Source organism: Bradyrhizobium sp., from assembly GCF_035570375.1.
Lineage (GTDB): Bacteria > Pseudomonadota > Alphaproteobacteria > Rhizobiales > Xanthobacteraceae > Bradyrhizobium.
Genome location: NZ_DATMLW010000220.1, coordinates 1 through 10,594, shown reverse-complemented (window position 1 = coordinate 10,594; position 10,594 = coordinate 1). Strand labels below are relative to the sequence as shown.

The 10,594-nt window shown below is 58.5% G+C and carries 9 protein-coding genes and 3 pseudogenes; 4 read left to right on the top strand and 8 right to left on the bottom strand.

The window, feature by feature from the left end; all coding sequences use genetic code 11:
* Window positions 1-466: 466 nt before the first annotated feature.
* Window positions 467-712: pseudogene (gene opgC / locus VNX23_RS24165) on the top strand (OpgC domain-containing protein); the annotation flags it as partial.
* Between the two features lie 161 nt (window positions 713-873).
* On the opposite strand, the gene VNX23_RS24160 reads toward opgC, so the two are convergent.
* The 8 genes and pseudogenes from VNX23_RS24160 to VNX23_RS24130 form a co-directional block, all read right to left on the bottom strand.
* Window positions 874-1,656 carry a DUF3800 domain-containing protein gene (locus tag VNX23_RS24160; RefSeq protein ID WP_325634085.1) on the bottom strand — a complete coding sequence of 261 codons (783 nt, stop codon included), beginning with the start codon at window positions 1,654-1,656 and terminating at the stop codon, window positions 874-876.
* A 224-nt stretch (window positions 1,657-1,880) separates the two neighbouring features.
* Complete coding sequence (locus VNX23_RS31130) at window positions 1,881-2,186, bottom strand: DUF1488 family protein (RefSeq protein ID WP_414643070.1); 306 nt, start codon at window positions 2,184-2,186, stop codon at window positions 1,881-1,883.
* Window positions 2,187-2,248: 62 nt separating this feature from the next.
* A complete protein-coding gene (locus tag VNX23_RS24155) occupies window positions 2,249-2,482 on the bottom strand; it encodes a hypothetical protein (RefSeq protein ID WP_325634086.1) in 234 nt (77 codons plus the stop codon).
* Between the two features lie 326 nt (window positions 2,483-2,808).
* Complete coding sequence (locus VNX23_RS24150) at window positions 2,809-3,021, bottom strand: hypothetical protein (protein ID WP_325634084.1); 213 nt, start codon at window positions 3,019-3,021, stop codon at window positions 2,809-2,811.
* A 1,238-nt stretch (window positions 3,022-4,259) separates the two neighbouring features.
* Window positions 4,260-5,429, bottom strand: coding sequence for an SMP-30/gluconolactonase/LRE family protein (locus VNX23_RS24145; protein ID WP_325634083.1), 1,170 nt, complete (start codon window positions 5,427-5,429; stop codon window positions 4,260-4,262).
* Window positions 5,430-5,557: 128 nt separating this feature from the next.
* On the bottom strand, window positions 5,558-6,472 hold the full coding sequence (locus tag VNX23_RS24140; protein WP_325634082.1) for an SDR family NAD(P)-dependent oxidoreductase: 915 nt from the start codon (window positions 6,470-6,472) through the stop codon (window positions 5,558-5,560).
* Between the two features lie 101 nt (window positions 6,473-6,573).
* A pseudogene (locus VNX23_RS24135) lies at window positions 6,574-7,337 on the bottom strand (thiolase); the annotation flags it as partial.
* 5 nt (window positions 7,338-7,342) lie between these two features.
* Window positions 7,343-7,751: pseudogene (locus tag VNX23_RS24130) on the bottom strand (Zn-ribbon domain-containing OB-fold protein).
* Window positions 7,752-7,944: 193 nt separating this feature from the next.
* On the opposite strand from VNX23_RS24130, the gene VNX23_RS24125 reads away from it, so the two are divergent.
* The 3 genes from VNX23_RS24125 to VNX23_RS24115 all read left to right on the top strand — a co-directional run.
* Entirely contained in the window at window positions 7,945-9,192 is a 1,248-nt protein-coding gene (locus tag VNX23_RS24125) for an amino acid ABC transporter substrate-binding protein (protein WP_325634080.1), read from the top strand.
* Window positions 9,193-9,220: 28 nt separating this feature from the next.
* Window positions 9,221-10,147: a branched-chain amino acid ABC transporter permease gene (locus tag VNX23_RS24120; protein ID WP_325634079.1), complete on the top strand. Its 927-nt coding sequence runs from the start codon at window positions 9,221-9,223 to the stop codon at window positions 10,145-10,147.
* On the top strand, window positions 10,140-10,594 hold a 455-nt coding region (locus VNX23_RS24115), incomplete at its 3' end, for an ABC transporter permease subunit (protein ID WP_414643069.1). The genes VNX23_RS24120 and VNX23_RS24115, both read left to right, overlap by 8 nt.

Genomic DNA, 10,594 nt, shown 5'->3' with positions numbered 1-10,594 from the left:
GAAGCGGACATCGATTGTCTGGCAGGTTCGACCGGTTCGGTCGCGGATGACCCGTAGCGGTCATTGATGGTCGGTTTTGCTGTGATGCAAGACAGAGCCGTCAGTGATAGGCTTCGGCGACTGCGAGAGGCAATCCATGAGGCGGCGCGAGTTCATCACACTTCTCGGCGGCGCGTGGCCACTCGTGGCGCGCGCGCAGACGCCACTACGGTAGAATTGGATGCCCCCGCATTGGAGGACATCGCCATGAGGTTTTCGTCGACTCTAGCTGTCGCTAGTACATCCATGGCACTGTTGATGTGCGGCCCGGGTGGCACAGCAATCTCGCAAGCCGCAACCCCTCGGACACCGGTGCCGGCCCATCACTGCCCAGGCTGTGCAGTCGACTGTTTCCAATCCGCATGGCGCATTCACGATCTCGGCGGAAGCGAACGCAACGGCCAATCGAACCAGATGGACAAGTAAAATGGCGAAAAACGCCTCATCAATCTCGGAAGCAATTGAGCGTGACCTTCGTCTCGATTTATACCGGGGCCTCGGCCTGTGGATGATTTTCCTCGATCACATTCCGGACGACGTCGTCGGCTGGTTGACGCTTCGAAACTACGGCTTCAGCGACGCTGCGGAATTCTTCGTGTTCATTTCCGGGTATTTGGCGGGCTACATCTACGGTCCAGTCATTCAAACCGGCAATTTTCTCGCTGCCACCAAACTAAAAAGAACCTAAAATCAACAGTTTAGATAAGATATTGGATTCTTTAATAAATTCGCGTATATGTGGGGCAATCCGTCGGGTCAAACCGTCATAGGGTAAACCGCCGGAGGGAGAGGGTGTATCGCCCTCGCCGGGGGCTCTAGGCCCCCGTTTCGTTTTTAGGGCAAACGCTTCGTACCCCATCCCTCAATTTGATTGGTATTCGGTTTTCGCCGGTATCGCTTTCGATTGAGAATATCGACGACCTTCAGGCCGAACTGTGCCGTCATGTGTGGCTGATTTGGATAGGCTGCTCGCAGATTGTGATGACTTGGATGAGCTATCATCTCTACGAGTTGTAGACCACAAACATTGTTTATCTTGGGATCGAATTTTAGTTCGTGGGATGTTAGGCGCGCCTGCACAGTCTGCGATGGGATGTTGTCTGTACCATTATAATAGATGTACTGAAACGCGTTCTTGAGCTTCTTATCGACCTGCTTAAATCGAGGCTCGGCAACTACGTCACCCGTCAAGCCATGACTGTTAAGCCAAAGCACGTATCGCTCCACGAGCGCAGTCATGCAGTAGTGGTAAGGGTTGAAGTGCCAAACCTGGTACCTCTTCAGATGCTCTTCCTTGTCGATAATGACCGTAATCGCGATGTAAGGCAGAGATTCGATCAGGTCTAATATACGTTTCTCCCATTCGGCATTCATAACCGGATCCTGCAACGCCTCGAATGGCTTTTCCTTTCGGACTATCTCTTTGCGATGCAAGATGACGGGGTTGGTGACAGGATCGTGGTTGAACAAATCCTGCTTCAGCTTCTCAATTTCGGGCGCAATTACCTGATCGTGCCCGTGCAGTTTGGTAACTATGCCGGTGAGACTAAGGAAACGCTCACTCGACGTTTTCACGTCATCGTTTCCGACTTCGTCGATATACAGGCGGCACGTCATAGCAAAGTAGACTCAACCAAAGAAGCTAAAGTAGGCCGCCCGCGATTTGAAAATGATCAGGAGTGTTCCGCAACCTTAGGGCGCGCGCAAGCGGGATTCGTTGCCCTATCATCGGATGCTCGCTATGCCCTTCGGCTGCGGATCGCAGGCACTACGCGGAGCCTCAGAAACTCTGGAGCCCGCCCGTGAGGCTTGGCAATTTGGTGCCGCGTCGCGCCCGCCGGTTAGGTCAAATCGTTGGTAATTAGCCTGATGGCAGGCATTCCTTCGTACTTGTCTGGGTCGAATCCGTCTCGATCAAATTTGCGGCTTGCGGCGCTCTCGATTTGCGATCTGAACCGATCGAAATTCTCCAGAGCGCCATGCAAATCCCGGACGTTCGTCGGATCGAGCTCCGAGAGAGCTTCGTAGCTGACGAGGACACGGACGGGCTGAATTGGAGTTCGGCCCTCGACGCTCATCCAAAAGCCGATCGCTCGCGAGTTGCTGTGCGATAGGGGCTTGCTTTTTGGATCGCTAACGAGGGGCATTTCCAATCCTATCAACAGAGCAACTAGCGCTCAAAGGCAATGCCTCGAAAGGGGATGGATTTTTAACGGGGCTTCTTCTTGGTCTTGGCTTTCTTGGCCGCGGCCGGCGTGCCGGCGGCCTCCCGCGTCAGCCGCTCGGCCTTGAGCCGCTCGCGGTTGGCATGAAATGCCTTCTGTGCAATCTCGTGCTCAGTCATTGCCTGTTCGGCATCGACTTTGCGAAATGCCTTATGCGCATCGCGCTCTGCTTTGGTGATTGGCTTGGACGGTTCAAACTTGCCCGGTGTCTTTGTCATTTCTTCACCTTGAGCCCCAGCTATAGGCGGCGGATGGCTTGCTTGGAGCCCGCCCATGACCTTGGTGTAGAGCTCGAGGATTCGATGGGCTAGCTTCGTGCCGTCCTCCGTTGAAATCTGGCGAGGGCTGTAGCCTCGTTCAGAGGACAGCGGCGTTGCAAACATGATCGCCTTGATTTCCCCGAGTTCCTCTCGATGCTCTTCAGACATCTCATGATCTTGAACGTGAGCCAAATAGTTCCCCGCGTGAGTCAGGCGCTGATCCAAATCGCCGGCGCCGACCAAATCATGCAGAGCCTGAAAAAGCTTTTGCTTAAGGTATCCGCTCATTTCCTCGTTGCCTTCAGCCCTAGCTCGACCAGGCGGCGGATGGCCTCGGGACAATCCAGTTTCACGTCCTGACGCGCGATCCACTCGTCGATTGACTGCATTTCGTACTCAGTCCACTGCGGATTTGGGCCAGCAGCTAGCGCCTTTTGCGCCATCCCCTTTGCGATCGCGCCGGCCGCCGTAATTTTAGACAGCGTGCTTTCCTTCATCGGGTCCTCGCCTTCTTGGCCGGCTTCTCTTCCGGGTCTTCCGTTAGGATGTGTAGCATCGCGTCGATCATTCCGCGGATGGCCTCGGGTCTAGTCACCGGCGGGACCTGCTTCGCGGCCCACACTTCAGTGTGCGACGAATGAGTTGATAATCCAGATCACGTCGAGAGCCGCTAGAACAAGTATCCAATTGGAAATTTGGGTAACCGTAGATTAAAGCTTTAGCCCATCCTAGCCCTGACCTCTCCTGGTCACGAACAACAGGCCGTCGCTGATCTCAACCCAGCGGCGGCTTTTCGTTGAGGGCGCGTGGCGTCGGTTCGGTCATTGGTCGGGCCCACTCAAACCGCGCGTCGTCGTATTGCCGCGCCGAAAGCCATTCAGTCGAGCAGAGAGTCCCCCGATCGCACTCATCGGCGAGCTTAAGGAGCAGGTCCGCATCGGCGCGATTGCTGCTGGCGAGGGCAAGTTTTCGATATCTGACCGCGCGAAGGCTACTCACGGAATTCAACTCCCAACGCAACATCACAAGGATTCGGAGTACTACAGGTTCCGGGCCGCCAAGTGGCGATTGAAGGGCGCAGCGTTGCGTATTTTGCAAGGGACGCTGGCAACGCCTGCAAAGGACCCAAGGCACGGTCCCGCTGCGACAAATTAGAACAATGACGGCCGACATGGCCGAGCGTAGGCTGAACTCATCGGCTGGCTGACTCCAGACGGCCGACACCTCTGGACCCCAGCCCGGTTCGCCCAGGTTGGGGTTTTCTTTTGCAGGACACAGCGCCTTCGGCCGTTTCCTTTTGGAACGACTGCGGGACTAAAGCGTTGGATCGGCTTCAACATAGGAATGACTTGGCCCTGGCACTTAGCCGGGGCCTTTTCTTTTGGCGGGGCGGGCGAGGGTGCCGCGTTGCGCGATTCATCGCCGCTCTCACTCTAGAGAAGGTTATACTTCTTGGCGATCATCAGCCCCAGCAAGGCGACGCCGAAGATTAAGGGCAAAAAGACAAGACCGATGACGATCAGCGACCAGATTCCGTCCGGAGTCATAAAGGTTGTGCCCCTGTGCGAAATCGAAGTTAGGAACAGATCGAGAAAATCGGTGTTGCGTCCGTGTTGCGCGGAATGATTTGTAGCCGCTCGTAAGCTGTTGATTTGTCTAGAAGCGACTTGGAGCGACATGCAACACGGACGCAACCGAGAGAACGAATGGCAAACCGCCAGAAGTCCTTGTTTTGTCAAGGCTTCAGGGCGCCCTGCGCGCTGGTGTAGACCGCATAGAGCGATGTCGAGCCGCAGATATAGAGTCTGTTTCGCTGCTGGCCGCCGAAGCACAGATTGGCAACCGTTTCGGGTATGTGGATCTTGCCGAGCAGATCGCCGTCAGGAGCGTAGCAGCGCACGCCGTCTTCGTTCGGATCGCCCCAGCCCACCGAGCACCAGATGCGGCCGGCGGTGTCAGCGCGCATCCCGTCGGTGATGCTGGGTTTGGGCATTTCCGCAAACACCTTGCCGTTCGACACCTTTCCGGCCGCCACGTCGAGGTCGAACACGCGGATATGCGACGGGTTGTCCGGTCCGTCGGTAAATCCGGTGTCGATGACATAAAGCTTCTTCTCGTCGGGCGAGAGCGCAATGCCATTGGGCTCCACGAAGTCGTCGACAACCACCTTGACCTCCCCGGATTTCGGGTCGACCCGAAAGACGTTATGCTTTTCCTGCTCGGGCTGGGCTTTAAGGCCCTCGTAATAGCCGCCGATGCCGTAGACGGGATCGGTGAACCAGATCGAACCATCGGACGCGACAACGGCGTCGTTCGGTGAGTTCAGCTTCTTGCCGTTGTACTTGTCGGCGATGATGGTGATGGAGCCGTCGAGTTCGGTCCGGGTGACCCGTCGACCGCTGTGTTCGCACGTGATGAGGCGTCCTTCCCGATCGATGGTGTTGCCGTTCGAGTTCATCGACGGCTGGCGGAATACGCTCAAATGACCGTCATCTTCCGAGTACCGCATGATGCGGTTGTTGGGAATGTCGCTGAACAGGACATAGCGCCCGGCCGGGAAGTAGACCGGGCCTTCGGCCCAGCGAAAGCCGGTTGCGACGCGCTCGACCGCCATGGTGCCGGCGAAGGCCGGGAAACCGGTTGGCCCGAACGAAATTTTGGGCTTTTTCAGAGACTCCAGGTGAGAATCCGGATAGCGGCTCCCCGACAGCGGCCCCAGCGGTAGCCGCTCGGTAGATCTGGTTGGAGCGGCCGTCTGGCCGAATGGCGTTACGGTCTCGGCCGACGCAGCCGTCATGGTCGCAGCCGTTGCGGCCAGAGCCGCGGCACCCTTTATCAGGTTGCGCCGGCCGACAACGATCTGTGGGTCATCGGCCGGGCGATCGGAGTTGAATGGATGAGTCATGATTTCCTCCCGTAGTTTTTTGTTGCGAGGAAATCATGGGCCGACATTTCGGCATAAAGCGGGCGATGTCGCCTGATTGACAACCTCTGGTAGTGAGAGGCGGAATCCCACCAGTCAACGTATTCCGCTCAGATCGCATCCCAGGAAAAAACGTCTGCGGAACGATCGAGCTTGTAGAACGACGGTTTTAACGCCGGCATGCCATGCTCGGCGAGGCTCTCGACCGTCCAGCCTTCGCCGCGATGGACCGAGCGCAGGGGGCGCGACTGGCTCATCAGGAAAATCTCGTTCATCCGCACGGCAAAGATTTGCCCGGAGACGTCCTTCGCCGCGTCGCTGAGCAAGAATGCCACGACGGGCGCGATCTTTTCCGGGCCCATTTGCTGGATCTTTGCCACGCGCGCCTTATCTGCCTCGGTCTCGGTCGGGATGGTACCGATGAGCCGGCTCCAGGCGAAGGGCGATACGCAGTTCGAACGCACGTTGAAACGATTCATGTCGAGCGCGATCGATTTCGACAGGCCCACGATGCCGAGCTTGGCGGCAGCGTAATTGGCCTGGCCGAAATTGCCGACGAGGCCCGAGGTCGAGGTGAAATGCACGAACGAGCCGCTCTCCTGTTCGCGGAACAGCCGCGCGGCGGCATGGGAAACGTAGAACGAGCCCATCAGATGAACCTTGATGACGGATTCAAAGGCGTCGATGCTCATGCGATGGAAGATCGCATCGCGCAAAATGCCAGCATTGTTGACCACGCCATCAAGCCGGCCGAAGTGGTCGAGCGCCGTCTTGACGATCCGGCTCGCCGGAACGGCTTCGGCCACGCTCTCGAAATTCGCAACCGCCATGCCGCCGCGCTTTTTGATTTCCTCGACGACTTCTTCGGCCGGCGAAGCGCTTGCGCCCGAACCGTCGGCGGTGACGCCGGGATCGTTGACGACGACCCTGGCGCCCTCGGCGGCGCAAAGTAGCGCAATCTCGCGCCCGATGCCGCGCCCGGCGCCGGTGACGACGATGGATTTGCCTTCAAGTGATTGGGTCATGAGGTCTCCCATCTGCATGTCATTCCGGGGCGCGAGTGAAACGAGCGAACTATGATGTGCACTTGCACATCAGAGAATCTCGAGATTCCCGATGCGCAATTGCGCATCTCGCGCGAACTGTCGAAGCTCTGCATCTGGCTGACCATCGGCGTTTCAACGCTTTCGCCGGTACCGAGGATATAGACCGGCTTGTTCGGAAAATCCTTGGCGCGCTCGGCGTAGGTCAGGATCAGTGCGCCGCCGCCATCGGTGACGAGGCAGCATTGCAACAGGCGGAACGGATAGGCGATCATTCGCGAATTCAGCACGTCGTCGACCGTGATCGGCTCCTTCATGGTGGCGCGCGGATTGTTCGCCGCCCATTCGCGCTGCACGACTGCGACCATGGCGAGCTGTTCGTGGGTGATGCCGTGGGTCTTCATGTAGCGCAGCACGGGAATGGGAAACATGCTGGCTGGCGTGGACACACCGTAAGGAAGTTCGAACTGCCCGTTCAAGCTGTCGGCCCCCGTCATGCGGGGTGTACGACCGACATTGGACCTCCCGCTCTCGGCATGCGTGATCAGGACGGTTTTGCACAGCCCGGCCTCGATCGCTGCCGCGGCATGACGGACATGCAGCATGAAAGAACAGCCGCCTACCGAGGTTCCGTCGACCCAGGTTGGCGTGATGCCGAGATAATGCGCGATTGCTGCGGCGTCTCGACCGCGGTCGCAAAGCCGTCGATATCGGAAAGTTTCAAGCCGGCGTCGGCGATGGCGTTCAGCGCCGCGTCCGCGTGAAGCTGAATTTGCGAAGTGTTGGGGATGACGCCGAGTTCGGTGGTTTCGGCAGCGCCTACGATTGCGACCTCTTTCCTGCGCATGAGCCCTAACCTTTGGCCGGCCTGAACAGCGGCAGGGTGATGTTGTCGTCGAGCTTTTCGAAGGCGACTTCAACCTTCATGTCGAGTTCGAGCGCTTCCGGCGTCTGCGGGCAACCCACGATATTCGTCATCATGCGCGGACCTTCTTCCAGCTCCACCACCGCGATCGAATAGGGCGGAGTAAAGCCGGGGACTGGGCGGTGGCGAATGACATAGCTGTAGAGCTTACCCTTGCCGCTTGCCTTGAATACGCTGACTTTTCGTCCGCCACAGGCCGGGCAGAACGGGCGCGGCGGGAAATAGACGTGGGCGCAGGCATCGCAGCGCTGCAGGCGCAGCTCGCCTGCGCGCGTGCCCTCCCAGAAATGCCGGGTTTCCGGTGTCGGTTTTGGTCGCGCGCGCGGGCTCGGCCATTCGTCGTCCTCCCAGGAACGGGTCATTCGACCAATTGTTTTGGTCTTGATGGACAATGCAGAGCCCGGCGTCAACGGTGTAAGCCGGCCCGCTGCATATAGCCCATTCCGCCACTCGCATTACGGCAGCGCTTGTGCCGCGGCAACGGGGCGGGCTATTGTCGGTCACAACTTGAGAAAACCGGGAGGAATTTATGTTGAAGCTGACGGGCGCGGCGGTGCTGGCGGCGTTGACTTTTGCAGCGCCGGCATTTGCTGCGGACGCGCCGGCTGAAATCAAGATCGGCACGCTCTATGCGTCATCCGGGCGCTTTGCCTCGATTTCGGTGCCCGTTTTCAGCTCGCTCAAGCTCTGGGCCGACCTGAAAAATGCGGATGGCGGGGTCTACGTCAAGGCTTTCGGCAAGAAGCTCCCTGTCAAGCTCGTCGCTTACGATGATCAAAGCAATACCGCGACCGCTTCGACGCTCTATAACCAGCTTATCACCCAGGACAAGGTCGACCTCCTGGTTGCCGATTCCGGTTCGGTATTGACCGCGCCTGCGGTGGCGATTGCGCGCGACCACAAGATGTTTCTGTTCGACCAGACCGGAACTGGCGCCAGCTTCTTCACCAAGGACAACCCATATATCGCGCTGATGGCCGATCCTGTCTCCACCATCTGGCCGAAACCAGTGGCTGATTTCATTTCCCACGACGGGCCGGGCCTGGGAATCAAGAAAATCGCCATTCTCTATTCGACCAACGAGTTCACCGGCACGCAGGCCAACGCCTTTCGCAAGTTCGTCAAGGAATCCGGCGCACCGATCGAAATCGTTTATGACCAGGGCATCCCCACCGAGACCACGAGTTACACCGTCATCATCAACAACATCAACAACACCCAGCCGGATGCGGTGATACATTTCGGATACGCGCCGAACGACATTGCGTTCCTGCGCAACGTCGCCGATGTCGGCATCAAGTTCAAAATGCTGTTTGCGATCTATGCGGGGCTGGAGACCGAGCTTCTCGAGAAGAACGTCGGCGCCAAGGGGCTGGAGCACGTCTTCACCTATGTTCCGCCTTCGGAGCTGGAATATCCCGTCAATTTCGGCATGAACATCAAGGAATACAAAGCCGCCTGGGAGAAGAAATACCCCGACGGCAAGATCGAATTCGGCTTCAACGCGGTTGCCGGCTACACCACCGGCCTCGTTCTGGAAAAGACGTTGTCGGTCGCAGCCAGCCTGGATCAGCTCGAGTTGCGCCGCGCTGTGTTTAGCCTGTCGGGAGAGCTCAAGACGCTCGACGGCACCTTCGCGCTCGACGAAACCGGCGGCCAGACCGGCGAATTGACGCCGCTTGGGCAACTTGCGCTCGACGACCACGGCCACATCAAATTCGTCACCGTCTATCCGCACGACGTCGCCACTGGCAAGCCGGTCTATCCGCGTCCATAGCTTGCGAACTTCGGGATCGGAGCTCTGGATGCTGACCTATGCGCTCGTCGCAGGCGTCCTGTTCGGACTTTATTTCAGTCTGGTCGGGATCGGCCTCAATCTCGTGTTCGGCGTCATGCGCATTGTCAATCTGGCGCATGGCGACTGTCTGATGCTGGGCGCGTTCATCGCGTTCGGCATCGCCACGCTTGTGGGCATCGACCCGTTGTTTGCGGTGCCGCTCGCGTTTGTGGTTTTCCTGATTGCCGGCGTGCTCCTCTACTGGGTTCTGGTGCCGCGGCTGCAGGGGTCGACCAATCCGGAGATGCTGTCCATCATCCTGTTCTTCGGGCTGTCGCAGGTGATCGAGGCGGTGACGACGATTTTCCTCGGCACCAGCGAACGCTCGATACCAAGCCGCGCGCTGGGTATGGTGTTTTCGACAATCAAGGTCAAATTGTTCGGCGGCAAGCCGGATAGCGGCGGGCCGGTGCAGATTTTCGGCCAGGGATTTCCGGCATCATGGGTGATAGCGGCGGTCACCAGCGTGATCGCGATCGCGCTTGTTTATGCTTATTTGTACCGCACCCGTCTGGGCACGCTGACGCGAGCCGTGATGTCGCGGCGCGACGAGGCTTTCGCAACCGGCATCGACGTGGACCGCGTTTCCGCGGCCGCCTTCGGCATCGGCCTGGGGCTCGCCGCTGTCGCCGGCATCTTCGCGCCCTTCATGTTCGGATCGGTGACGCCGGCCTTCGGTGCGGATGCCACGGTAACTTCGTTTGCCATCGTGGTGCTGGGATCGCTCGGCAATCCGCTTGGCACCGCGCTTGGCGGCGTCGTCTACGGCATCTGCTACATGGTGGTGCAGACCTATCTCTCTTCATGGGCGGATCTGTTGCCCTATGTGCTTCTGATTTTCATTCTGCTGCTTCGCCCGAGCGGCTTGCTCGGAAGGCGGGTGCGCGTTGCCTAGCTCGCTGAAGCATGCGCTGTTTCTCGTGCTGCCGCTGCTCGTGATCTTTGCGGTGCTGCCGGGCGTCTATCAGAATCATCTTTTGCTGTTCAATTTCGTGATCTTTCTGATCCTCGCCCAGGGCGTGAACATCATCTACGGCTTCACCGGTTACCTGCCGTTCGGCTATGTCGGCTTCTTCGGCGCCGGTGCTTACGGTTTTGCGATCCTGGTGATGCACTATCAGGCGCCGGCTGTGCTCGCCGTACTCGTGGCCGGACTGGTCGGGGTCGCGCTTGGGCTATTGCTGACGCCGCTGTTGCGTCTGTCCGGCGCCTATTTCGCCATTGCCAATCTCGCGGCCTCGCTCGCCGTGCTTCATTTCGTCGCCAATCCGGCGCTCGAGAGCATCACCCGCGGGCCCTACGGCGTCTCGCTCACCGGGACCTTCGATCCGACGCAAGCCTA

Excerpts from the sequence above, each read along its gene's own strand:
- VNX23_RS24160 (WP_325634085.1), bottom strand. The coding sequence starts at position 1,656 with ATGACGTGCCGCCTGTATATCGACGAAGTCGGAAACGATGACGTGAAA.
- VNX23_RS31130 (WP_414643070.1), bottom strand. The coding sequence starts at position 2,186 with ATGCCCCTCGTTAGCGATCCAAAAAGCAAGCCCCTATCGCACAGCAAC.
- VNX23_RS24155 (WP_325634086.1), bottom strand. The coding sequence starts at position 2,482 with ATGACAAAGACACCGGGCAAGTTTGAACCGTCCAAGCCAATCACCAAA.
- VNX23_RS24150 (WP_325634084.1), bottom strand. The coding sequence starts at position 3,021 with ATGAAGGAAAGCACGCTGTCTAAAATTACGGCGGCCGGCGCGATCGCA.
- VNX23_RS24145 (WP_325634083.1), bottom strand. The coding sequence starts at position 5,429 with ATGACTCATCCATTCAACTCCGATCGCCCGGCCGATGACCCACAGATC.
- VNX23_RS24140 (WP_325634082.1), bottom strand. The coding sequence starts at position 6,472 with ATGACCCAATCACTTGAAGGCAAATCCATCGTCGTCACCGGCGCCGGG.
- VNX23_RS24125 (WP_325634080.1), top strand. The coding sequence starts at position 7,945 with ATGTTGAAGCTGACGGGCGCGGCGGTGCTGGCGGCGTTGACTTTTGCA.
- VNX23_RS24120 (WP_325634079.1), top strand. The coding sequence starts at position 9,221 with ATGCTGACCTATGCGCTCGTCGCAGGCGTCCTGTTCGGACTTTATTTC.